The following is a 24,558-nucleotide window of genomic DNA, read 5'->3' on the forward strand; positions in this document are numbered from 1 at the left end:
ACCAGCGTGGACAGCGGAATCTGCTGGCCGGTATTGCTCGGCACATAGTAGCCGTCGAGCGATTCCGGCGACAGGCGAAGGCCGCGCGGCACCTGCGGGATGACCTGATAGGAACGTCCCTGGAGATTGAAGCGGTTCACGTAGTTGCCGCCGAGCAGCGTCGCCAGCGTCGCGCCGATCTGCTGCATGTTGACGCCGAGGTCGTTCGCCTTGGTCCGGTCGATGGTGACGCGCACCACCGGCTGGTTGTAGTCGAGATCGCTGTCGGTGACGATGAATAGACCGCTCTTGCGCGCCGCGTCCTTGAGTTTTTTCATCTCGTCGTAGACCGCCTGAAAGCCGGCCGTGGTGTAAAGTACGACCTGCACCGGCAGGCCACCCGGGCCGCCCGGCAGCGGCGGCCGGTTAAAGGCAAAGGCATTCACACCTTCGACCTTGCTGATGTCGGCCTGCACCAGCGGCTTGAGATCCATCGCGCTGCGCTTGCGCTCGTCCCACGGCTTCAGCAACATGCCGGCGATGCCGTTGTTGATGCCGGCGGTGCCATTGATCATAAAGCGCAGGTCGGTCTCGGGAAAGCTCGCAAACGCCTTGTCGAGCTTCTCACCGTAAAAATCCATATAGTCGAGGTTGGCGTATTTCGGTCCCTTGATGACCGCGAAGACGATGCCCTGATCCTCCTCCGGCGCCAGTTCTTTCGACGTGTTCATGTAGAGGAAGCCGACGAGTCCGAGAATCGTCACCGCGAACAGCGCCGTGATCGGCCGGTAATCGAGCGAACGATCCAGTTTGCGGCCGTACCAATGCGTGACCGAGGTGAAGATCTTGTCGACCTTGACGGTGAACCAGCTCTGGTTGCCGTGCTTGAGCAGCACCGAGCACATCATCGGCGACAGCGTCAGCGCGATCACGCCGGAGACGATCACCGCCCCCGCCAGCGTGAAGGCGAATTCGCGGAACAGCGCGCCGGTAAGGCCGCCGAGAAAACCGATCGGCGCATAGACGGCAGCCAGCGTGATCGTCATCGAGATGACCGGGCCGACGATTTCGCGCGCGCCCTGCAACGACGCCTGAACCGGTGTCTTGCCCTCCTCCAGATGGCGGTGGATGTTTTCCACCACCACGATGGCGTCATCGACCACCAGTCCGATGGCCAGCACCATCGCAAGCAGCGTCAGCAAATTTAAGCTGAATCCCGCCGCCATCATCAACGCGCAAACGCCGATCAGCGACAGCGGGATCGTCACCACCGGAATGATGACCGAGCGCAACGAGGCGAGGAACAGGAAGATCACGATGATGACGATGATGACCGCCTCGATCAAGGTCTTCTGCACCTCGTGAATCGAAGAGGTGATGAACTTGGTTGAATCGTAGGCCACCTTCATCTTCATCGAGGGCGGAAGATTCCGCTCGATGTCCGGGAACAGCGCGCGCACGCCCGAAACGATGTTCAGCGGGTTACCCTGCGGAGTCGCCTGGACGCCGATGAAGATCGCGCGCTGGCCGCTGAAGGCGACGCTGGCATCCGTGCTCTGCGCGGCAAGCTCGATCTGGGCGATGTCCTCCATGCGCACGAAGCCGCCGTCCTTGGCCTTCACCGTCATGCGCTTGAACTGCTCGACGCTCTGCAGGTCGGTATTGGTCGAGACGTTGGAGATCGTGTAGAATCCCTTGGTCTGGCCGGCTGCCGCCTGGAAGTTGTTGGCCGCGATCGCTAAGGCGACCTCCGTGGTGGTCACGTTGCGCCCAGCCATCTTCAGCGGATCGAGCCAGACCCGCATCGCGAAGGTCTGGCCGCCCAGGATGTCGGCGGAGGCCACGCCGTCCACGGTTGAAAGGATCGGCTGCACCACGCGCGTCAGGTAATCGGAAATCGCCGATCCGGACAGTTCGTCGCTCGAGAAGCCGATATACATCACCGCCGTGGTCTCGCCGGTGGACTTCACGATCACCGGATCGTTGGCTTCCTTCGGTATCAGGTACTTCACCGAATTGACCTTCGACAGCACCTCCGTGAGCGCCGCGTTCGGATCGAAGTTCAATTTGACGAAGACCTTGATCTGGCTCTGGCTCTGGGTCGAGGCGGAGGTGATGTAGTCGACGCCCTCGGCCGACGCGACCGCCTGTTCGATCGGCGTGGTGATAAAGCCCTGCATCAATTCCGGAGACGCGCCCGGATAGGTCGTCGTGACCGTGATCACGGTGTTGGACAACTTCGGGTACTGGCGGATCGGCAAATTGTAGGCGGACGCCAGGCCGATCAGCAGGATCAGCAGGCTGACGACGACCGACAGGACCGGCCGCTTGATGAAGATATCGGTGAATGCCATGCAGGCGCTCCCTTGACGCGGATCCGCTCCACTGACCGGAGCAGGACCGCGAGACGTTCGATCGATGCGGGTCGCCTGCGGCGGTCCCGAGCGCAATCAATTCAGCGGCGGCTTCTCCGGAATCGGCGGCAGCGGATCCTTGGAGATTTCGACGGCGGCGCCCGACTGCAGCTTGAGCTGGCCGACCGCAGCCACCTTATCGCCGGGCTTCAGCCCCTTCTCGATCACCGCGCGCCCGTTGATCCGGTCTCCGGTGCGCACGAAGGTCTGCTCGGCGGTCAGGCTGGTCTTGCCGTCATCGTCCTTATGCTCCTTGATGAGAAACACGGAGTCGCCATACAGCGAGTATTCGACCGCGGTTTCCGGCACAGTGACGACCGCCGGCTTGTCGGGCAGCACCACGGTTACTTCCGCGAACATGCCGGGTTTGAGGATATCGCCGGGGTTGTTGATGGTCGCCTGGACGCGGATGTTGCGGGTGTCGGTCGCGATCTGCGGTTCGATAGTGGTGATCTTGCCGTCGAACTGCTTGCCCGGATAGGCGTCGACCGAAACCCGCGCGGTCTGGCCGACTTTGAGCCGGCCGCTGTCCTTTTCGGTGACGGTGAAGTTCGCAAACAGCGTCGACAGATCGGTCAGCGAGACGATCTGCGTCCCTGCGGTGAGAAATTGCCCCACCTCCACCTGACGGACGCCGAGCACGCCGTCGAACGGAGCACGCACCAGTTTCTGCGAAATGATCGCCTCGGTCTTGGCGATGCCGGCATTGGCCTGGTCGAACGCGGCCTGCGCCTGATCCACCGTGACCTGCGGGCCGACCTGCCGCGCCGCGAGCTGTTGCGCCCGCTCCAGAGCGAGTCTGGCGACGGTGGCCTGCGCCTTGTAATTGGCAAGATCGCCCTGGTCCGGCTGATCGAACAACTGTACCAGCGGCGTACCCTTTGTCACGCGACTACCGGCGGTGAACAGGATATCGGTGATGCGGCCGCTGACATCGGACGTGACGTTGACCTGATGCACCGCAGCCAGACTGCCCACGGCCCGTTGCAGGTTCGGCAGGACTTCGGATTTCGCCTCGACCGCGCTGATCGTCACGGGCGGCGGCTTGTTGCTGGCGAAAAACTCCTTGATCTTTTGCGCACGGAAGGCGTTGAAGCCGACCAGCGCGCCGACAAGCAGCGTAAGCAGCAAGCCGATAATGATGAACCAGCGCTTCAAGCGTATCGGACGCGCGCGAGACTTCTCGTCCAGGTCTTGTGTCGAAACACGAGCCTTGTCGCTAGCGCTGCCTTCCCTTGTTACCGTCATGTCATGCACTTTCTGCGGCCGGCGTTTGGGCGGCGTTGCATACAGGTTCCCGGTTCAGATGCAAGGCAATTGCCGCTGCGTTCAGACCGACACCACGAAGAATGAATTCACAAATCTGCCGTTCCAGATCGGGCGCGGCCCCATAGGTCAGGGTCGGGACCGAAGGAAGCTTGGTTAGAACCATCATGAGAACCGTATGATGGGCAAACCAGAACAGGTTGAGCGGATCGCGCCCGACCGGCACGGCATCTCCCGCGGCGATCGCACGCTCAAGCGACGCCGCAAAGGCCTGTCCGATCAGATCCCGGATTTTTTCATACAGAAGGCGAGCAAATTCGCCGTCGTCGAGTTGACTCGAGATCATCAGGCGCAAGCGCTGCGCCTCCTGCTGATCCGGAAAGGCCGAAGCATTCAGGAAATGCTCCACCATGCCGCGGATGAGGACGACCAGCGTTTCCGTCGATGGTTCGCGATCGAGCAGGCGGTGCAGCGCCGGATCGGCTTGGCAGGCTTCAGCCAGGATTTCGGCATAGAGCGCCGACTTGCTGGGGAAGTGCTTGAACAGCAATGCTTCGGAGATCGAGGCGGCGGCGGCCACGCTCCTGGTGGTCGTGCCCGCGAATCCGTAACGCGCAAAGCACTGCTTCGCGGCGCTCAAGATCAGTTCGCGGCGAAGATCGCCGGTCATCCGCAGGTTGCTCATGGCGACGTGAGTAAATACTCACTTTGCCGAAAGTCAAGAAAATGCTGCGTTGCATCATTCCAGATTCGACTAAAGACTGAGGTAAATCCGCACGAAGGCGGGGATAATGCGCGGCCGCGGCTGTTTCGGGACCTTCAGTCCCTCACGGAAAAAGCCCCCGCGTGATCTTGCCGGCCCGCACCTTCTCGACGCCAATCGCCATTGCCGCGGTGCGATGCGGGATGCGGTCCTTTTTCGCGCGGCTGACCATCTGGTCGAACGCCCGATCCAGGGTTTGGTATTCGCGGCGCACGACTTCCTCTTCTTCCCAGAACAGTTGCTGCAGGTCCTGCACCCATTCGAAATAACTGACCACGACGCCGCCGGAATTGCAGAGAATGTCGGGAATCACGAAAATCTCGTGCTGGCGCTTCCCCAGTACCAGATCGGCCTCCGGCGTCGTCGGCCCGTTGGCGCCCTCGGCCAGCACGTGGCATTTCAGATTCTCGGCGACATGCGCATCGATCACGCGCTCGATGGCGGCTGGAACGAGCACATCGCACGGCAGCGTCAGGATCGCCGCCGGATCATAGTGAAGTTCGCTGGAATAGCCGGCAATGCCGCCGTGAGTTGCAGCGTGGCGCGCCAGCGCAGGAATATCCAGCCCTTTCCGGTCATAAAGCGCGTCAGTGTGATCGCTGACCGCGATGACCTTGATGCCGGAATTGTGAAGCTCGAGCGCGGCATGGGAGCCGACGTTGCCGAAACCCTGAACGACCGCGGTTGCGCCGCCGGCCGCGATGCCCAGGTCGCTCATCACGCGGCGGGCGAGATGGGCGACGCCGCGGCCGGTGGCTTCGCGGCGACCGAGCGTACCGCCCGAACTCACCGGCTTGCCGGTGACAATCTCGGGGACGGTGCGGCCTTGATACATGGAATACGTGTCCATGAACCATGCCATTACCTGTTCGTTGGTGCCCATGTCCGGCGCCATCACGTCGGTGTGCGGCCCGACGAACGGGATCATCTCCTGCATGTAGCGGCGCGACAAACCTTCCAGTTCGCGTATCGAAATCGATCGGGGATCGACCCTGACGCCGCCCTTGGCTCCACCATAGGGCAACCCGACCAGTGCACATTTCCAGCTCATCCAGATGGCGAGCGCAGCCACCTCGCCGATATCCACGCCCGGCGCGAAGCGGGTCCCGCCTTTGGTGGGACCGAGCGTCAGATGATGCTGGACGCGGTATCCCTCGAAAACCGCGATCGACCCGTCATCGCGGTGGATCGGGCAGGACACCGTGATCGCCCGCTTCGGCATCAGGATGCGTTCGCGCTCGTCCATCGGGATCGACAGGTGATCGGCGATCACCTCGAACTGCCGAGCCGCCATGTCGAAGACCGGGCCGGCATAAACCGTCATCGCTCCCTCCTTCCGTGATCCAGCCTCCGCCACCGCGCGCGTTCAGCTCCCTTCCAACGGATGGGCTTGCCAGACCGAACACCGGTGGTGTCTCTACGATATAGTGATGCGGGCGAGGCGATGCATCCGACGCTCAAGCGCAACCCGCGCAAAGGCCCGTGACATCGATGTCTGCTCATCCGGGATTGATGGCGACGCGCTCGGCAGGCGCCGCGTATCGTTCAACTGAACCTATAAGGGAAGCTCAGGCAAGCGCCTGCTTCAGATCGAAGCCGGTGTCGGCGGCCTGCTCAGGCGGGATCGAACCGTTCACCGCGAGAATGCGGCGGCCGAAAACGTGATCCGACGCGCGATTGACGGATTCGATTCCGATCAGGCGACCGTCCTTGTAACAGAACGCGGAGAACGATCCCTGCCCGGCGTCGCCGCGCACCACGACCTGATCATAGCCCGTGGTGAGGCCCGCGATCTGCAGCTTGTCCGGCCCCTGATCGCTCCAGAACCACGGCAAACCGTCATAGCTCTTTGCGTCGCCGGTCAACCGCGCCGCCACGCAGCGCGCCTGATCGGTTGCGTTCTGCACGGATTCGAGCCGGAGCGGTGCGCCAAAACGCACGCTCGCAAACAGCGCACAGTCGCCGATCGCCGAAATGTCCGGATCGGCGGTGAGCAGATTGTCGTCGACGATAACGCCGGAAGCGACCGGCAGGCCCGCCTCGGCCGCCAGTTCGACATTGGGCAGCACGCCGACGCCGACCACCACGAAATCAGCCGCGATCGGCCTGCCGTCGCTCAAGGTCACGCCGGTCACGCGACCCTCCTCGCTGGTGATGCTCGTGGCCTGCACGCCGAAATGAAGCCGGATTCCCGCCTCGCCGTGGCGACGCTGAAAAAACTCCGAAATCTCCGGCGTGACCGCGCGCGCCATGACGCGCGGCGCGAGTTCCACCACATCGACCTCAAGACCCTTCGCCCGCGCCGTCGCCGCGAATTCGAGGCCGACGAAGCCCGCGCCGACAACGACCACCCGCCCGCCAATTTCGAAGCGTTGCCGCAGCGCCTCGCTTTCGTCGAGCGTGCGCAGATAGAGAACATTTTCCAGGCCGGCGTTGGGAATATCCAGCAGCCGATTGCGTGCACCGGTCGCCAGCACGAGATGCCTGTAAGCGCGGGATACGCCTGACGCGCAGACAAGCTGGCGCGCGCCACGGTCGATGGCGACGGCCCGGTCCGCGATCAGTTCGATGCGCTGGTCATGATAGAATTTCTCCGGCCTGAACATCACCGAGTCCGGGCTGCCGCCGCCCTTCAGATAGGCTTTCGACAGCGGCGGCCGCTGATAGGGCAGATGCGACTCGTCATTGATCAGCCCGACGGGTCCCTCGTAACCCGCCTGGCGCAGCGACACCGCGAGTTGAAAACCCGCGTGGCCCGCGCCTACGATCAGAACCGGTTGGTCCGCCATTCGTCAAACCGGCCCGATCGAGACTGTCTGATCGCCTGTCATATGACCTCCGGAAAACATGATCTTTGCGGCGCGGGAGCATCCTGCGCGCGACGTTTTCTTTGCATGGCCTGACGGCGATTGCCACCCCTTCGCATCTGCGATTTAAGTAACACACCAACCGCCACCGGACGCTGCGCGGAATCCGCGGCCGCCCGATCCGACATCATCGGAGTGACGCCAGATGCCCGCCTTCGCTCCCGCCTCGCCTGAAGCCGCCGGCATGTCCAGGGCCGCGCTTGATCGGATCGATGACCATCTGAAGCGGCGATACATCGACGCGGGCAGATTTCCTGGCACGCAGCTTGTGGTGTCCCGGCGCGGACATATCGCGCATAGCTCCGTGCAGGGCCTTGCCGATGTCGAACGCAAGGTGCCGCTGAACGACGACACGATCTTTCGCATCTATTCGATGACCAAGCCGATCACGTCCGTCGCTTTCATGATGCTGGTGGAGCAAGGTCTTGTTGCGCTCGACGAACCGGTTCACAGGTATATTCCCGAGTGGAAAAACCTCGGCGTGTTCCAGGCAGGCGTCGCGCCCGCTTTCGTCACCCGGCCGCCGGCACGGCCCATGCAGATCGTCGACCTGCTTCGTCATACGTCCGGGCTGACCTACGGCTTCCAGCAGCGCAGTAATGTCGACGCAGCCTACCGCGACCGGCAGATCGGCACGATCGAACTCGCCGGCACGATCGATACGATGATCGCGGACCTCGCCAAAATCCCGCTGGAGTTCTCGCCCGGCGATGCCTGGAATTACTCGGTCTCCACCGACGTGATCGGATATCTCATCGGCAAGATCAGCGGCGTTCCGTTCGAGCGGTTTCTCAAGGACCGCATTTTCGATCCGCTGGGCATGGCCGACACCGACTTCTTCGTTCCCGCCGAAAAGGCGCATCGGCTGGCGGCCTGCTACAATGCGACCGCGGCCGGCATGATGTCGGCTAATTCGCCAAGTGCAAAAGGCGGCCTGACGTTGCAGGACGATCCGGCGACAAGCCCCTACCTCTCGCCGCCCTCTTTCATCTCCGGCGGCGGCGGTCTGTGCTCGACAGCAGCCGACTACCTCACCTTCTGCCGTGCGCTGCTCAACGGCGGTGCGCTCGACGGCGTGAGGCTGATCGGGCCGAAAACACTGGCGCTGATGACGGCCAATCATCTGCCCGGCAACCGCGATCTGACGGACATGTCGCGATCGATGTTTGCCGAAACAACCTACAGCGGCGTCGGTTTCGGCCTCGGGTTCTCCGTCACCATGAACCCTGCAAAGACGCTGATCGCCGGAAGCCCCGGAGAATACGCCTGGGGCGGCGCTGCGACGACGTCGTTCTGGATCGATCCGGCGGAAGAGTTGATCACAATCTTCATGACACAGGTGATACCTTCGACCGCTTATCCAGTCCGGCGCGAGCTTCGCACCATGGTTTATGCCGCCATCAAAGACAGCAACCTTTGACCTGCTTCCTCTTCGAAACGTGGCGGATCAAACGTTTCCCTGCCTGCGTTTGTTCATCATCATTCGCCCACCGAGGCCAACGTGCGCTTCGCTGCGACGAGATGCGGACGATCATACATCCTGCCGTCGAGGCCCACCGTGCCGGCATCGGGTTGACAGGCGAAGGCCGCAACCACCCGTCGCGCATGAGCGAGGTCGGCTTCCGACGGCGTGAAGCAGGCGTTGATGATCGCGACCTGATCCGGATGTATCGCAAGACGCCCGGAAAATCCGTCGCGGCGCGCGATCCGGCAACTCTCGGCAAGGCCCTCATGATCCCTGTAATCAGCATAGAGCGTTTCAAGCGCAACCACGCCCGCCGCACCGGCGGCGAAAAGGCATTGGGCGCGCGCGAGTTGATAAGGGAAAGTCCACTCGCCGTTCGGCTCTTTATTGGTCAAGGCGCCGAGCGCGGCGCTGAGGTCTTCCGCGCCCCATGTCATGGCCACCAGCCTCGAGCCTAGCGTTGCGCGTGATGTGGCATAACCGGCGAGGCCCAGCATCGCCGCCGGAGTCTCGGTTGCAATGACCAGCAATTTCACATGCCCGGGGGCCACGCTGGCAGCGGCCTCAAGGTCATCAATGTAGCGTGAAATCCGCTCGACGTCGTGATAGCCGTCCACCTTCGGAATCACGATGCCGTCGAGCCCCGGACGGACGACCGCGGCAAGATCCTCCAGCGCCAGCTCCGTTTCGAACGGGTTGATGCGCACCAGAAACGTCCAGTCATGCGCCCCGCTTACGCGGTCCCTCACCGCATCCCGCGCGAACGCCTTGCGGGAGAGCGCAACAGAGTCCTCCAGATCGAGGATCAGGGCGTCCGCGCCGCAGATGGCGGCCTTCGCGAACTTGCAATCGCTGTCGGCCGGGACGAACAGAAGCGAGCGCAACTTCATGCCGGCTTCCCCATCATCAGCGCGTTGCGGCGGCAGAACACCACCTCCTCGTCCCGCTGGTTGAAGCCGCGGTGCTCCAGTGTGACGATACCCTGCCCCAGACGCGACTTGCTGGCGCGAACCGCAACCACCTTCGATTCCGCACGCAATGTATCGCCGGCGAACACCGGATGCAGAAATCTGGTTTCCTCCATGCCGAGGTTTCCGACCGTGGTCCCCAACGTCGTATCCTGCACCGAAAGGCCGATGATAAGACCAAGCGTGAAGATCGAGTTCATCAGCGGTTTTCCGAATTCGGTTGACCTGGCATATTCGTGATCGATATGCACCGGCGCGGGATTACAGGTCAGCGACGAGAACAGAATATTGTCCATGTCTGTGACCGTTCGCCGGATTTCATGAACGAAGGTTTGCCCAACGGAAAACTGCTCGAAATATAGACCCGCCATTTCCGGCTCCTCTCCCGCAGCAGATAGATACCTGAAAATGATTAAGGTCAGGCCGATTGATTCCGTCCAGGAATGGAATGACCTGCAAATCAAAAACGGGCTCGATATTCGCTCTTTTTATGCTCTAATTCCCGTCATCAGCAACTGGTCGGCCTATGCGGAGACTCAATTGACAAAAAAAATAACCGCCGAAATTGCCTCGCTAGCTGTCTTTGGCGTCGGGCTCGCCGCCGTCTACATTCTCGCCTCGGCACTCAAGGGCAAGTACTCCGATTTCGCCATCGCAGCGATCGCTACAGTGATATTTGTCGCGTTCTATGTCCTCGGACAATGGGTCAAGCGCAGAATCGATCCGCACCGCACGGTGGAATAAGGCTTCGCCGATCCGGGCATCCACCGGTTCCAGCTTGCAGGCTCGCCAGGAAGGACTGACGGGATGACGAAAGCGGCACCGACACCAAAACCCGCCGACGAGGGGGTGCGCCGGCGGGTTGGGGTAAGACAAGCCGAGGGGGTGCGGCCAGTCCTGTAGGTACAATCCACGAGGCGGCGACGTGTTCCTCGGCACGATGCGACAAAAAGCCCGCCGGATAGCGGGGCAAGCTTCACGTCGAACAAGATGTCGAAGGCATTGAAATGGGTATCTTGGACAACGGAATGTCCCTACCTGCCTCAGCGCAGACTATCGGCCATCTCAGGCGCTGCTGCTCCGCGATTATCAAAACGGGATTATCTCCAAGTCACGCCGCTTCATCAGGCTCCGGCGTTGGGCCGTCACTTATGGTCAGCGCGACTGACGCTGGATGCTGACTTGCCCTGCACTTGGCTGGTCCACTTCGAGACCATCATAGCAAACGTGACGATCGCCCAAGCGGTGAACCCGAACAGAGCCGCAGCAATCAACGTCTTCCGCATTGGGCAATTCTCTTCAAGCCGGCCAACGCGCGCCATCGCCGGAACTATGTCCGGATCGCTCATGAATGAACCTACGACATTGGCGAAGAAATGACCATCAGACTTCCCGTCACAATTCACTCAAATCATCCGGCACTCATCAAACGCCTTCAACACGATAGAATCCGCAAATTCACCGCTGACCGGATCGCCTGTATGACTGAGCGCCACGGCACCGACATTTCCCTCAGCCCGCCCGATTCGCCCGGCACCTCGTATCGCAGCATTCGCGCTTGTGCACTGGACTGCTTCGCGCGGCTCCCAAGATGGGAGCCATAGTGGCCCCAGAAATATTGTTAGCACGACGCGAGGCTATATAATTGAAAAAGACGTCGGGAGCTTAAGCTAACCCGTCCGTCAAATGCGAGATTCGAACCCGCGTCCCTCTTGATTATGAGCCTAGCGAGCTACCGGACTATTCCACCTCACGTTAGTGTCTGGCGACTACAAATCGAACCCGCGGCGCACTCAAACTGTCAGAGAACACCGAATGATACCGAGATTCAGCGACCACGCGGCGAACGAAAGAACCTTCCTGGCATGGGTTCGAACTGGCATCGCAACGATCGCATTCGGGTTTGTGATCGATAAGTTCAACCTGTTCCTGAGAACCCTTGCCAGCGCCGACTTCCCGGCGGGCAAGTCCATAGAAGTCCAGCACAGCGCGCTCGGACGATACGATGGGACCGCGCTTATCTTCCTCGGCATTACCTTGATCGCGATGGCAGCCTGGCGCTTCGTCCGGACCAGCCGCTTAATCGAATCCGACGATATCCATCAAGCGACCAGCATCCGGGTCGAACTCATATTGTCGCTGGCCTTGATCGCCGCAGCTTTGGGCGCTTATGTCGCGCTATATTGAGCGGTTAGCGCGTCAGCGCGCCGAACAGCTTGCGGCCGACGTTCCGCAAAAACTGGCGCTCGAACTCGTTGAGCCTGTGATCGTCATCTTGGCGACCACAATTCCCTGATCCCGGAACGCATTCCGCTTCACCGCTTCATAATTGATTGTCCGGCCCATTGATTGGGAGAGGCGATGACGAGCTGCGTGTCCAAACAGACATGGTTGCAACTAAGACCAGGTCCCGGAGATCGCGTCGATCACCGGCCACAACCTCAAGACAGTGCAAGAAATTCTGGATCGGCATGACCTGAGCGGTCGGCTTGAACTGGCGGAGGCCGTGATCAAAAGCTCCATGCCGTGTATAGAAGGAGCACAAACTCTTCAAATTGACAACAAAACGGTCCAGCGGTTTGCGGTCTGATGAAGCTAAGTTTTTGATTTTGGTGGTGGGCGATGTAGGGCTCGAACCTACGACCCGCTGATTAAGAGTCAGCTGCTCTACCAACTGAGCTAATCGCCCGAACCGTCGAAACTTCCTTGCGGAACGGGGTTCGTGTAGCAAAGCGAACTCCCGATGTCCAGCAGAGCGGCGGCTGTTTCCCGCTGCGGCCGCGGCATTTCGCCAACCACGAAAAAACCGCCGGATCCGGCGGCTTCCTCGTATCCCGGGACCTCTCGCGGCCGGCTGTCAGAGCCGCCCTGGCTGCTCGGAGCCGCCACGGTCGCGATCCCGATCACCGCCGCGATCGAAGCGATGGTGGCGCCATCCGCCTCCCATACCGAGGCCACGCTCCATGCGGGTAAGAACCATCAGGCGCCGCTTCTGGCCGTCGTCGAGGGTCTTGTAAAGCGGATCGGCGGCGTCGGCGATTTTCTTCAAAGCGGCCGCCGTCTCGGCCATGCGATCTGCGCGCTCGCGCAGCCGTGCGACCTGATCGACAGGCGCCTGTTTCTGCGCGCCATTCTTCGCTTCAGTCCCGGACTCGCTCTTGCTCTCTTTCCTAGCCTCCATCCGGGCGTTGGCCCGATCGATCCGAAGCTTGGCGAAATCGCGAATAGCCTTTTCCACTGGCGGCCACAGCTTCTCCTGATCCGGCGTCAGGGTGAGGCCGGCGTGGATCGCGGCGATTCTCGAATCGGCGAAAGCCGCCCTATCCTGCGGGCTGAACCGCGAGTGGTCATGCGACCAGGCACGATGCTGGTGGGCATACACCGCGGTCGAACCGGCAATGGCGAGGGCTGCGACGCCGGCGAGAATGACCTTCTTCATGGGAGTCTCCTTTGCAAACTCCCATGAAGATGAGGGTGCGAGAGGCGCCACGCAAATTACATCTTCGCAAGAATGTTCTCTCTTACGAAGATGTAATCTGACACAACCGAAGAGATCAGCTCGCCGCGGCTGCCGCCGGCAGATCGCGCCGGTGCTTCATCACGATCTTGTTGAGCGCGCCGAGATAGGCCTTGGCCGACGCCACCAGCGTATCCGGATCGGCGGCGCGCGAAGTCATCGCGCGGCCGTCCTGGCTGAGACGCACCGACACTTCCGCCTGCGCGTCGGTGCCGTGGGTCACCGCATGAACCTGATAGAGTTCCAGCTTGGCCTCATGCGGCACCAGCCTCTTGATGCAGTTGAACACAGCGTCCACCGGGCCGTTGCCCTCGGCTTCCTCGATCCGGGTCTGGCCATCGACCGTGAGTTTCATGGTCGCGCGCTGCGGACCATGGGTACCGGCGATCACCGTCAGCGACGCCAGCTTGATGCGATCGTGCGACACCGCCATTTCCTCGTCGACCAGCGCGACGATGTCCTCGTCGTAGATGTCCTTCTTGCGGTCGGCCAGCGCCTTGAAGCGCACGAACGCATCCTGCAACTGGTTCTCGGCCAGCTTGTAGCCTAGTTCCTCCAGCTTGTGCTGGAAGGCATGGCGGCCGGAATGCTTACCCATCACCAGCGAGGTCTGCTTCACGCCGACGCTCTCCGGGGTCATGATCTCGTAGGTCTGCGCATTCTTCAGCATGCCGTCCTGATGAATGCCGCTCTCGTGCGCGAATGCGTTGCGGCCGACGATCGCCTTGTTGTACTGCACCGGGAACGAGGTCGCCGCCGACACCAGCTTGGAAGCGCGCGTCAGCATCGTGCTCTCGACGTTGCACCAGTACGGCATGACGTCGGCGCGCGTCTTGATCGCCATCACGACCTCTTCCAGCGCGGCATTGCCCGCCCGCTCGCCGATGCCGTTGATGGTGGATTCCACCTGCCGCGCGCCGCCCTCGACGCCGGCCAGCGAGTTGGCGACGGCGAGCCCCAGATCGTCATGGCAATGCACCGAGAAGATCGCCTTGTCGGCGTTCGGCACCCTCTCCCGAATGGTCCTGAACATTCGCCGGTACTCATCCGGCACCGCATAGCCGACGGTGTCCGGCAGGTTGATGGTGGTGGCGCCGGCCGCGATCGCGGTCTCCACGCACTTGCAGAGATAGTCGATCGGGGTGCGGGTCGCATCCATCGCCGACCATTCGACGTTCTCGACCAGGTTACGGGCCTGCGTCACCGTCGCGGTGATGATCTCCAGCACATCGGCTTCGCTCTTGCGCATCTGATGCGCCAGATGGATCGGCGAGGTGGAAACGAAAGTGTGGATGCGGCCACGCCGCGCGTGGCGCACCGCCTCGCCGGCACGGGCGATGTCGGCGGGAATGGCGCGGGCCAGACCCGCGATCATTGCGTTCCTGGCGTTCCTGGCGATCTCCGCCACTGCCTCGAAGTCACCGACCGAAGCGATCGGAAAGCCGGCCTCGATGACGTCGACACCCATTTCGTCGAGCATCTCGGCAACCTCGAGCTTCTCCTCGAAGGTCATGGTGGCGCCGGGGCATTGCTCGCCGTCGCGCAAGGTGGTGTCGAATATGATGACGCGGTCCTTGTCGGACTTGTTCGCTGTATTCATGGGAAATTCCTCTGGTCCATGCGCGCGGCGCGCGCTCGAAGGGGGTCTGTGGCTTCGGCGGTTCCCCTGAGTGCCCAGGCAACAATTGCCCGGCCGGCGCTCAGGGGCCGATAAGAAGCAGAAGCCCGCCGATCAGCAGGGTGGGCAAGGACGCAGCCGGAATCGCTTCGGGCCCAACGGCTAACGCCGCCTTCCCGTGAATTCCCCTCATGTCGCTGCGAGCCAGCATCACCGGACCCTTGGAGCTTGCGCGTATTCTGATCGCATCTTTAGCGGAATACGCATGAAGGCTATTCTCGACAAAAACCGTTGACAGTTCGTTGCCGACCCCTCCCCTAAGGTTCTAGACGAGAATGGCGTGCCCTCGCAACGGCAAAGAATGTCAGCAAGGCTGCCAGACCTGTCCAGAATGAACTCTGGTTCCGGCAGCCTCAAGGACAATTGCCGGCACCGCCGATATCAAACCGCCATCGCCGCCATGTGCTCGATAAACGCCGTCACATAGGCCGGCATCGCCGCGGTAAAATCCCGGCGGTCCCGCACCAGATGGATCGCGCTGAGTTCCGGCTCGGGCTGTCCAGCCAGTGTGCGAACGATCCGCGTACGCAACTCTTCGCCCGGCAGGACTGCGTCCAAAAGCTGGATGACCGCGATCGATGGACCGCGGTCGACACAATACCAGCGCGGATCGGCGCGATACAGGTCGCGGGAAAGACCGGTTTCCTCGCCCACCTCGCGGATGATACCGTTCGCAAGATCGAACTTGCCGTCCCGGATATCACAGGGATCTGACATGCCGGCAGGAAAATAGATGCGGCCCGCATTCGCCGTCGTCGCCGCCATTTCGCCCAGCACGAACTGGCCATCGCTGCCGCGCAGCGCGCCCATGCCGAAACCGTTGAAGACGTTCTTGTCGGGAAAGCCCCAGTCACGCCATGCCAGAAAGCTCGCGAAATCGGTCTCGAAGTAGTCCGCGCGAAAGCAGCCGCCGTCGAACCGCCGGTTGCGGCCGAGCAGAACGTGACCGTTCCACAGCGCCGGCGTTTTGACGCGCTGTGCGGCGAAGTACGCATCGATCTCGCGGCGGCGCTCGTCAGCGAAGGCCCAGCGCCACGGACCAACCGTGAGATCAAGCCGGGTGACGCAATGGATCGCAATCGTCATCGCTCAGCGTGCTTTCCCACTGATGCATCGGCAAAGATCGTCACGCTCCTGTTCTAGTCCTCCTGTCGGGACGGCTGCAAGGCCGCGCTCGGAATCGTCGGGAACAGAGCATGATCGTCGCGGGAACATCGGAGCGCAGCTTGGTGCGCAAGCGACCCTGTGTTAACTCACCAGGGCATGAGCGATAACTCGCCGCTGATTGCGTTCTCACACGTCGTCAAAAAATTCGATGACGGGCGCGTCAGGGCCGTGGACGACGTCTCGCTCGATATCGCCGCAGGGGAATTTCTCGCGATCGTCGGTGGCTCCGGCTCCGGCAAGACCACTCTGCTACGGCTCGCCAACCGGCTGATCGATCCCGACGCCGGTACCATCGCTATCGCGGGCGAGGACATCGCCGATACCGATCCCATTCTGTTGCGACGCCGGATCGGCTATGTATTCCAGAGCGGCGGCCTGTTCCCGCATATGAGCATCGCCGCCAACATCGGCATCACGCCGCGCCTGCTCGGCACGCCGCAATCAGAGATCACTGCGCGGGTCGACGAGTTGCTCGATCTGGTGCAGCTCGACCGCGCACAACACCGCGACCGCTTCCCGCACGAATTGTCCGGCGGCCAGCGCCAGCGCGTCGGCGTAGCGCGGGCGCTCGCCGCGAAGCCGCGCATCGTGCTGATGGACGAGCCATTCGGCGCGCTCGATCCGGTGACGCGCGACGCGCTCGGCAACGATTATCGCGCGCTGCATGCCAGGCTCGGCCTGACCACCGTGATGATTACCCATGACATGACGGAGGCGCTGCTGCTTGCGGATCGCGTTGGCGTCATGCGCGACGGCCGCCTGCTCGCACTGGGGACGGCCGCGGAGTTGTCCCGCAGCGACGATCCCTATGTCGGCGAGTTGCTCGGCACGCCGCGCCGCCAGGCAGAACGCCTCCAGGCAGCGCTCTCGCGGAACGGCGCATCATGAGCCTGCTGTCCGACCCGCGCTGGAGCGATGCGATCGGCCACCTGCCCGATTATCTCGGCAATCACATTCGTGTCAGCGTCACCGCGCTGTTGCTTGGACTGGCTGCGAGTTTTCCTCTCGCCCTGATGGCCCGCAACAGGCCGGTGATGCGCTCCGTGCTGCTGGGTGGCGCCAGCATTGTGCAGACGGTGCCCGGACTGGCGCTGCTGGCGCTGTTCTATCCGCTGTTGCTGGCGCTCGCGGCTTTGACGTCGAGATGGTTCGGTTTCGGATTTTCCGCTTTCGGATTTTTGCCAGCAGTGCTGGCGCTCTCGCTTTATTCGATGCTGCCGGTTCTGCGCAATACCATCACGGGCTTGCAAGGCATCGACCCCGCTTTGACCGAAGCGGCGCGTGGCGTCGGCATGACGCCGCGGCAATCGCTCACGATGGTCGAGCTGCCGCTAGCGCTGCCGGTCATCATGGCCGGCATCCGCACGGCCGCGGTGTGGGTGATCGGCACCGCGACGCTGTCCACGCCGATCGGCCAGACCAGCCTCGGCAATTACATCTTCGCCGGGCTGCAAACCCAGAACTGGGTGTTCGTGCTGTTCGGCTGCATCGCCGCGGCCATTCTTGCGCTGGTGGTGGACCAGTTGCTGGCGCTGATCGAATCCGGCCTGCGGGTTCGAAGCCATATCCGCGTCACGGCAGGCCTCACCATCATCGCGATGCTGATGGCTGCCGCGCTGGCGCCCTCGTTCACGCGCACGAAATCCAGCTACATCGTCGGCGCCAAGACCTTCACCGAGCAATACGTGCTGGCGGCGCTGATCTCGCAACGGCTGCAGGCGGCCGGTCTCCCGGCCGCCACGCGCGAGGGGCTCGGCTCCAACGTGATCTTCGAGGCGCTGGTCAACGGCGACATCGATGTCTATGTCGATTATTCAGGCACGCTGTGGGCCAACCAGTTTCACAACACGGGTATTGCACCGCGCGAAAAATTGCTCGCCGACATCAAGACGACGCTGGCGCGGCACAACGTCACCCTGCTCGGCGAACTCGGCTTCGAAAACGCCTACGCACTGGTGATGCCGAAGGCCCGCGCCGACGCAATGAACATTCATTCGATCGCTGACCTCGCCGCCCATGCAGGCACGATGTCGATCGCCGGCGATTACGAATTCTTTGCCCGGCCGGAGTGGGCAGCCTTGAAGAAGGCTTATGGATTGTCATTCCACGAGCAACGGCAGATGCAGTCGAACTTCATGTATGCCGCCATTGCCTCCGGCGAGGTCGACGTGATCGCGGGCTACACCAGCGACGGCCTGATCGCCAGATATGGCCTGACCGTGCTCGACGATTCCCGCCATGTTATTCCGCCCTATGACGCGATCGTGCTGCTCGCGCCACGTCGGGCTCATGACGCAAAGCTGCGTGATGCGCTTCGGCCTCTGCTTGGAAAAATCGACATCCGCCTCATGCGCGAAGCCAATCTGCGCGCCAGCGGCAGCGATGCAAACAGTTCGCCGATGGCGGTCGCGCGCTGGATGTGGACGAAGATCAGCGAGAAATGAAAGAAATGACTTACCTGCCGCGCCTTACAGCGCGGCACCACCTTTCGTCCCTCCCCTCACGCGGAGAGGGAAAGAGGTGTCAATTCTTGGCTTTATCGACCAGCGCCGCCTTCTTGATCCACGGCATCATGTCGCGAAGCCTGGCGCCGACCTGCTCGATCGGATGCTCCGCAAGCCGGGCGCGCGTCGCCTTGAACGAGGTCTGGTTGACCTTGTTCTCCAGCATCCAGTCGCGGGCAAACTTGCCGGACTGAATGTCGTCGAGCACGCGCTTCATCTCCTTCTTGGTCTCCGCGGTCACGATCCGCGGACCGGTGACGTACTCGCCGTATTCGGCGGTGTTGGAGATCGAATAATTCATGTTGGCGATGCCGCCTTCATAGATCAGGTCGACGATCAGCTTCACCTCGTGCAGGCACTCGAAATAGGCCATCTCGGGCGCGTAGCCGGCTTCCACCAGCGTCTCGAAGCCGTTCTTGATCAGCTCGACAAGGCCGCCGCAAAGCACCGCCTGCTCGCCGAACAGGTCGGTCTCGCACTCTTCCCTGAAGGTGGTTTCGATGATGCCGGCGCGGCCGCCGCCGATCGCCGAGGCGTAGCTGAGGCCAAGGTCATGGGCGTTGCCCGACGAGTCCTTGGCGACCGCGATCAGGCAAGGCACGCCGCCGCCGCGCTGATACTCCGCGCGCACGGTGTGTCCGGGGCCCTTCGGCGCGATCATCAGCACGTCGAGATCGGCGCGCGGATCGAGCAGGTTGAAATGCACGTTGAGGCCGTGCGCGAAGATCAGCGCCGCGCCCTTCTTCATGTTGTCGTGCAGGTGCTCGCGGTAGATGTCGCCCTGCAATTCGTCGGGCGTCAGCATCATCACGACATCGCCCCACTTCGCAGCCTCGGCGACTTCCATCACCTTGAAGCCCGCACCCTCGGCCTTCTTGGCGGAGGCGGAACCCTTGCGCAACGCGATCGCGACTTCCTTGACGCCGGAGTCCTTCAGGTTCAGCGCATGGGCGTGGCCCTGGCTGCCATAACCGACGATGACCACCTTCTTGCCCTTGATCAGGTTCAAGTCGGCGTCCCGATCGTAATAAACACGCATGGTCGTTCCTCTTTTGCGGCCATCATCGGCCGGATCAACATTTGCGGGGTAGCGCGAGCACTCAGCCGAAAGAAGCGTGCCCGCTTTTAGGGCGATGCTTGCCGGGAGACAAGCCCGCAACGGCGCGATGAGCGGCAAGGCTGTCTGCCGGCCTCGCCGAACGGCCACGCACCAACATGATCTACATCCGTTCCGGTCCGCGCCCGATCGCCGCGACGCCGGTTCGCGACACCTCGACGAGCCCGATCGGCCGCATCAGGTCGACAAACTGATTGATCTTCGACGTGCCGCCGGTGATCTCGAACACGAAGCTCGCGTTGGTGGCATCGACCACGCGGGCGCGAAACACCTCCGCGAGCCGCATCGCCTCAATGCGCTGGTCGCCCGAGCCCTTGACCTTGACCATCGCCAGTTCGCGCTCGATGGACTTGCCGGTCAGCGTCATATCCACGACCTGGTAAACCGGGATCATGCGATCGAGCTGATGCTTGATTTGCTGGATCACCATCGGCGTGCCGGTGGTGACGATGGTGATGCGCGAGACGTGCTTCTGGCTTTCGGTCTCCGACACCGTGAGGCTTTCGATGTTATAACCGCGGCCGGAGAATAGACCGATCACCCGCGCCAGCACGCCTGGCTCGTTGGCGACCAGCACCGACAGCGTGTGCGTCTCGTTCGGATCGTGGCGCTCTTCGAGAAAGTAGGCGGAAGCGGGCTGGCTCATTTACGCTCTCTCAATTGGTCATGTCCGCGAAAGCAGGCATTCAGTTTTCATGGACGTTTCACACCAGCGCCTTGCCGCCGGCGAAGGCGGCTGCGGTCGCATCGTCATTGGCTTCCGCCGGTAGCAGCATTTCGTTGTGCGCCTTTCCGGATGGGATCATCGGGAAACAGTTTTCCAGCGCCGCAACGCGGCAGTCGAACAACACCGGCTTTTTCACCGAGATCATGTCCTTGATCGCACCGTCAAGCTCGGACGGTTTCGTCGCCTGAATGCCGACGCAGCCGAAAGCATCAGCGAGCTTGACGAAATCCGGCAGCGCCTCGGAATACGAATGCGACAGCCGGTTTCCGTGCAGCAACTGCTGCCACTGCCGCACCATGCCCATGTACTGGTTGTTGAGAATGAAGATCTTGATCGGAAGCTCGTGCTGAACGGCGGTCGACATTTCCTGCATCGTCATCTGCACGGAGGCGTCGCCGGCGATATCGACGACAAGACTGTCGGGATGCGCGACCTGCACGCCGAGCGCAGCCGGCAGGCCATAGCCCATGGTGCCAAGGCCACCCGATGTCATCAGGCGGTGCGGTTCCTCGAAGCCGAAGAACTGCGCCGCCCACATCTGATGCTGGCCGACTTCGGTGGTGATGTAGGTGTCCCGTCCGCGCGTCGCCTCGAACAGGCGCTGGATCGCGAACTGCGGCAGGATCACGTCGTTGTTCTTCTTGTAGGCCAGCGAGTTGCGCGCGCGCCAGCGTCCGATCTCGAACCACCACGGATCGATCTTCGGCGTCTTGCCTTCCGCCTTGAACGCCTGCAACAGGTCGGTCATGACGCTGCTCGCATCGCCGATGATCGGCACATCGACGCGGATGTTCTTGTTGATCGACGAGGGATCGATATCGATGTGAATCTTCTTTGACCCCGGCGAGAACGCATCGGTGCGCCCGGTAATGCGATCATCGAAGCGCGCGCCAATGCACAGCATGACGTCGCAATCGTGCATCGCCATGTTGGCTTCATAGGTGCCGTGCATACCGAGCATGCCGAGCCAGTTCTTGCCGGAGGCGGGGTAGGCGCCGAGTCCCATCAGCGTGGATGTGATCGGAAAACCCGTGGCCGCGACCAGCGCGCGCAGCGTCTTTGACGCGTCGCGGCCCGAATTGATGATGCCACCGCCGGTATAGATCACCGGCCGCTTGGCGTTGACCAGCAGCGACACAGCCTTGCGGATCTGCCCGGCATCACCCTTGATCTGTGGCTTGTACGAGACGTGGACGTCCGATTTGCGTGGCGGCGTGTAGGTGCCGGTCGCGAACTGAACATCCTTCGGCACATCGACGACGACCGGTCCCGGACGTCCAGAGGTCGCCACATAGAATGCCTCGTGCAAAACCTTCGGCAGATCCTTGACGTCACGCACCAGCCAGTTGTGCTTGGTGCATGGCCGCGTAATACCGACCGTATCGCATTCCTGAAACGCGTCATTGCCGATCAGGTGCGTGGGCACCTGTCCGGTGATGCAGACGAGCGGGATCGAATCCATCAGCGCATCCGTCAACGGCGTCACCATGTTGGTCGCGCCGGGACCCGACGTCACCACCACCACTCCCGGCTTGCCGGTGGAACGCGCATAACCTTCGGCAGCATGTCCCGCGCCCTGCTCGTGCCGCACCAGGACGTGCTCGACCTTGTCCTGCTGAAAAAGCTCATCGTAAATCGGAAGCACCGCGCCGCCCGGATAGCCGAAGATGTGCTTGACGCCATGATCCGCCAGGGCACGGACAATCATTTCCGCGCCGGTCATCTGCCTGGAATCGCTTTTGCTTTCACTCATGGTCGGCTCCGGATCGTCAAAATAAAAAAGGGCCTCTGAAGGGCCCCGGTGCACCGCCTTGGATTCGGACGGCCTCAGCCGTCCCGGGCGGCGCTCCAGGGTACGACGATAACGGGCACCGCTTGGGTAACAAAATTACGCATTTTATCGCCAGAATTCCCAAAGGTTGCGCGGTTTATAGAGGTCGGATTCACCGACGTCAACCGTGTTTCGACGTAAATATGTCGGCCGCAGGGCGTTGGGGAGAGAAATATCCCGGTTGGGGAGAGAAATATCCCGATGCCTGACGTTTTGGCATTCGGCATCTAGAGCCACGCTTCTGATAGAATCAGGAGCGTGGCTCTATGATTTTGATTTGACGCGTTTTCTTCCCGCGAACCGGTCCCCACTTCGCTCGAAAACGCATGAAAGGGCCAGATGCTCTGGGGCCACCGGCCCCAACAGCTATGCGCTTGCACGGGGACAGACGCGCAACTCCATCGCTGCTTCCGCTTCCTCCGGCCTCACCCATTCGAACTCCGGCAACTGGTGGCGGAACCAAGTGAACTGCCGCTTGGCGTAATGGCGGGTGTCGGCGCGGCCGATCCCGGCCGCCTGCTCCAACGAAATTTCGCCGCGCAGATGGCGGATCAGCGCCGGCACGCCGTGCGCCTTCATCGCGGGCAAAAGCGGATCGAGGCGGCGTTCGGCCAGCGCCGCGACCTCGTCCAGCGCCCCGGCTGCCAGCATCGCACCGAAGCGGGCATCGATCCGTGCGTAGAGCGCTTCGCGATCCGGAGCAAGGAAGATCGCCTTCACCCCCTCGGGCGGCAGCAACGGCGGCAAGCCATCGCGATGCCAGTCGGTCAGCGAGCGGCCGGTCGCCTCGACGACCTCCAAAGCGCGGGCGATGCGGGCCCGGTCGCGCGGCTTCAGACGGTCCGCCGCCGCCGGATCGTGGCGCGCGAGAGCGGCATGCAGCGCCTCGGGCCCTTCGCTTTCGAGTCGCGCCCGCACGGCGTCGCGCACCCGGGACGCAATTGGCGGCACGGCCGACAGGCCGCGTGTCAACGCCTTGAAGTAAAGACCGGAGCCGCCGACGAAGATCGGCAGCCGGCTTTGCGCACGCGCGTCCTGGAGAGTTTTGGCCGCATCGCCAACCCACATCCCGGCGGAGCAGTTCACGCTCGCATCGACATGACCGTAGAGTCGGTGCGGCACGCGCGCTTCCTCGTCCGGCGTCGGGCGTGCCGTGATGATGCGGAGATCGTGATACACCTGCATGGAGTCGGTGTTGATGACGATGCCGCCGGTTCGCTCGGCAAGCGAAAGCGCCAGCGCGGACTTGCCGCTCGCCGTCGGCCCTGCAATAAGCACGGCATCCATCGCCTCCCCTTCCGCCTCGCCAGGATTTACCCCGCTCATGTCGCTCGTCGCCACGCTGATCTGCAATCCTGCCAACCCCGCGCTCGATAGCACGGTGCTGGACGGGGCGCGCGCGATTCTTGGCAATGCGGGCCCGGCGCACTGGCTATGGGACGAAGTTGCGGCAGACATTCCCTTCGAAAGCGGGGAGCCGATTGCCGCGATCGTGCGGCGCCTGCTTGAGGCGCGCGGCGATCTGCCGATCGACGTGGTGGTCCAGCCGCAACTCGGCCGGCGCAAGAAGCTCTTTCTGGCCGACATGGATTCCACCATGATCGGCCAGGAGTGCATCGACGAACTCGCCGATTTCGCCGGTCTCAAGGCGCAGGTCGCCGCCATCACCGAACGCGCCATGCTCGGGGAAATGAAATTTGAAGACGCGCTGCGCGAGCGGGTGGCGTTGTTGAAAGGACTTCCCGTCACCGTTGTCGACAACGTGCTGGCACAACGCATCACACCAACACCGGGCGGCCGCGAGCTGGTCATGACTATGCGCGCCAACGGCGCCTATACCTGCCTGATCTCCGGCGGCTTCACGCTGTTCACCGAGGCGGTGGCGCCCATGATCGGCTTCCAGGAAAATCGCGGCAATACACTGCTTATCGAAGACGGTAAATTATCGGGCGAGGCCGCAGAACCGATCGTCGGCCGCGAGGCAAAACTTGCGACGCTAGTCGAATTGCGCGAGGCCTTCGATCTCGACAACGTCGATACGCTTGCTGTCGGCGATGGCGCCAACGACCTCGGCATGATTCAGAACGCCGGCCTCGGCGTCGCCTATCACGCCAAGCCCGCGGTTGCCGCGGCGGCGGCCGCGCGAATCGATCACGGCGATCTCACCGCGCTGTTGTATGCGCAAGGGTATCGTCGCGACGAGTTTGTCAGCGCGTAGATCTGTTCTGAGGCAGAGCAGATACATGAATTTCGACAAATATCGTCATGCCGGGATGCACACCGGTGCGAGTCCCT

Annotated in this window: 20 protein-coding genes and 1 tRNA gene; 6 read left to right on the plus strand and 15 right to left on the minus strand. The window is 62.1% G+C overall.

What is annotated here, in order from left to right:
* The 5 genes from BGO16_RS14785 to BGO16_RS14805 form a co-directional block, all read right to left on the minus strand.
* The coding region (locus BGO16_RS14785) for an efflux RND transporter permease subunit (protein ID WP_292619608.1) at positions 1-2,333 on the minus strand (2,333 nt) is incomplete at its 3' end.
* 96 nt (positions 2,334-2,429) lie between these two features.
* A complete protein-coding gene (locus tag BGO16_RS14790; RefSeq protein WP_292619609.1) occupies positions 2,430-3,641 on the minus strand; it encodes an efflux RND transporter periplasmic adaptor subunit in 1,212 nt (403 codons plus the stop codon).
* Position 3,642: 1 nt separating this feature from the next.
* Entirely contained in the window at positions 3,643-4,344 is a 702-nt protein-coding gene (locus tag BGO16_RS14795; RefSeq protein WP_292619610.1) for a TetR/AcrR family transcriptional regulator, read from the minus strand.
* 142 nt (positions 4,345-4,486) lie between these two features.
* On the minus strand, positions 4,487-5,746 hold the full coding sequence (locus BGO16_RS14800; RefSeq protein WP_292619611.1) for a Glu/Leu/Phe/Val dehydrogenase: 1,260 nt from the start codon (positions 5,744-5,746) through the stop codon (positions 4,487-4,489).
* A gap of 244 nt (positions 5,747-5,990) precedes the next feature.
* A complete protein-coding gene (locus BGO16_RS14805) occupies positions 5,991-7,211 on the minus strand; it encodes an FAD-dependent oxidoreductase (protein WP_292619612.1) in 1,221 nt (406 codons plus the stop codon).
* 223 nt (positions 7,212-7,434) lie between these two features.
* Between BGO16_RS14805 and BGO16_RS14810 the strand changes: the two genes are divergently transcribed.
* Complete coding sequence (locus tag BGO16_RS14810; RefSeq protein WP_292619613.1) at positions 7,435-8,709, plus strand: serine hydrolase domain-containing protein; 1,275 nt, start codon at positions 7,435-7,437, stop codon at positions 8,707-8,709.
* A 59-nt stretch (positions 8,710-8,768) separates the two neighbouring features.
* Here the strand turns inward: BGO16_RS14810 and BGO16_RS14815 are convergent, their stop codons facing one another.
* Both BGO16_RS14815 and BGO16_RS14820 read right to left on the minus strand, forming a co-directional pair.
* Positions 8,769-9,644 carry a CoA ester lyase gene (locus BGO16_RS14815; RefSeq protein ID WP_292619614.1) on the minus strand — a complete coding sequence of 292 codons (876 nt, stop codon included), beginning with the start codon at positions 9,642-9,644 and terminating at the stop codon, positions 8,769-8,771.
* Entirely contained in the window at positions 9,641-10,093 is a 453-nt protein-coding gene (locus tag BGO16_RS14820; RefSeq protein WP_292619615.1) for a MaoC family dehydratase, read from the minus strand. The genes BGO16_RS14815 and BGO16_RS14820 overlap by 4 nt, the downstream gene beginning before the upstream one ends.
* Before the next feature lie 37 nt (positions 10,094-10,130).
* Here BGO16_RS14820 and BGO16_RS14825 point away from each other — a divergent pair, with 37 nt between their 5' ends.
* On the plus strand, positions 10,131-10,466 hold the full coding sequence (locus tag BGO16_RS14825; protein WP_292619616.1) for a hypothetical protein: 336 nt from the start codon (positions 10,131-10,133) through the stop codon (positions 10,464-10,466).
* A gap of 1,014 nt (positions 10,467-11,480) precedes the next feature.
* Complete coding sequence (locus BGO16_RS14830) at positions 11,481-11,909, plus strand: DUF202 domain-containing protein (RefSeq protein ID WP_292619617.1); 429 nt, start codon at positions 11,481-11,483, stop codon at positions 11,907-11,909.
* A 426-nt stretch (positions 11,910-12,335) separates the two neighbouring features.
* Here BGO16_RS14830 and BGO16_RS14835 read toward each other — a convergent pair.
* From BGO16_RS14835 to BGO16_RS14850, 4 genes are all read right to left on the minus strand, one after another.
* A tRNA-Lys gene (locus BGO16_RS14835) sits at positions 12,336-12,411 on the minus strand.
* A gap of 168 nt (positions 12,412-12,579) precedes the next feature.
* Positions 12,580-13,161, minus strand: a complete 582-nt coding sequence (locus BGO16_RS14840) for a Spy/CpxP family protein refolding chaperone (RefSeq protein WP_292619619.1) — start codon at positions 13,159-13,161, stop codon at positions 12,580-12,582.
* Positions 13,162-13,276: 115 nt separating this feature from the next.
* On the minus strand, positions 13,277-14,839 hold the full coding sequence (locus tag BGO16_RS14845; protein ID WP_292619621.1) for a 2-isopropylmalate synthase: 1,563 nt from the start codon (positions 14,837-14,839) through the stop codon (positions 13,277-13,279).
* 459 nt (positions 14,840-15,298) lie between these two features.
* Positions 15,299-16,003, minus strand: a complete 705-nt coding sequence (locus tag BGO16_RS14850; protein ID WP_292619623.1) for an NUDIX hydrolase — start codon at positions 16,001-16,003, stop codon at positions 15,299-15,301.
* A gap of 177 nt (positions 16,004-16,180) precedes the next feature.
* Between BGO16_RS14850 and BGO16_RS14855 the strand changes: the two genes are divergently transcribed.
* Both BGO16_RS14855 and BGO16_RS14860 read left to right on the plus strand, forming a co-directional pair.
* Positions 16,181-16,972 (plus strand): ATP-binding cassette domain-containing protein, encoded by a 792-nt coding sequence (locus BGO16_RS14855; protein WP_292619625.1) that lies wholly within the window; start codon positions 16,181-16,183, stop codon positions 16,970-16,972.
* Positions 16,969-18,528, plus strand: a complete 1,560-nt coding sequence (locus BGO16_RS14860; RefSeq protein ID WP_292619627.1) for an ABC transporter permease/substrate-binding protein — start codon at positions 16,969-16,971, stop codon at positions 18,526-18,528. The genes BGO16_RS14855 and BGO16_RS14860 overlap by 4 nt, the downstream gene beginning before the upstream one ends.
* A 79-nt stretch (positions 18,529-18,607) precedes the next feature.
* Here BGO16_RS14860 and ilvC read toward each other — a convergent pair whose 3' ends face one another.
* The 4 genes from ilvC to miaA all read right to left on the minus strand — a co-directional run bounded on the left by ilvC (position 18,608) and on the right by miaA (position 23,589).
* On the minus strand, positions 18,608-19,627 hold the full coding sequence (ilvC, locus tag BGO16_RS14865; protein ID WP_292619629.1) for a ketol-acid reductoisomerase: 1,020 nt from the start codon (positions 19,625-19,627) through the stop codon (positions 18,608-18,610).
* A gap of 181 nt (positions 19,628-19,808) precedes the next feature.
* The gene (ilvN, locus tag BGO16_RS14870; protein ID WP_292619631.1) at positions 19,809-20,351 is read right to left on the minus strand and encodes an acetolactate synthase small subunit; all 543 of its coding nucleotides are present in this window, start codon (positions 20,349-20,351) and stop codon (positions 19,809-19,811) included.
* A 58-nt stretch (positions 20,352-20,409) separates the two neighbouring features.
* Positions 20,410-22,185: an acetolactate synthase 3 large subunit gene (locus BGO16_RS14875; protein WP_292619633.1), complete on the minus strand. Its 1,776-nt coding sequence runs from the start codon at positions 22,183-22,185 to the stop codon at positions 20,410-20,412.
* Between the two features lie 444 nt (positions 22,186-22,629).
* A complete protein-coding gene (gene miaA, locus BGO16_RS14880) occupies positions 22,630-23,589 on the minus strand; it encodes a tRNA (adenosine(37)-N6)-dimethylallyltransferase MiaA (protein ID WP_292619635.1) in 960 nt (319 codons plus the stop codon).
* Here miaA and serB point away from each other — a divergent pair.
* On the plus strand, positions 23,588-24,481 hold the full coding sequence (gene serB, locus BGO16_RS14885) for a phosphoserine phosphatase SerB (protein WP_292619637.1): 894 nt from the start codon (positions 23,588-23,590) through the stop codon (positions 24,479-24,481). The two genes, miaA and serB, sit on opposite strands and share 2 nt — an antisense overlap.
* Positions 24,482-24,558 lie beyond the last annotated feature (77 nt).

The sequence above is a fragment of the Nitrobacter sp. 62-23 genome, assembly GCF_001897285.1.
Classification (GTDB): Bacteria; Pseudomonadota; Alphaproteobacteria; order Rhizobiales; family Xanthobacteraceae; genus Nitrobacter.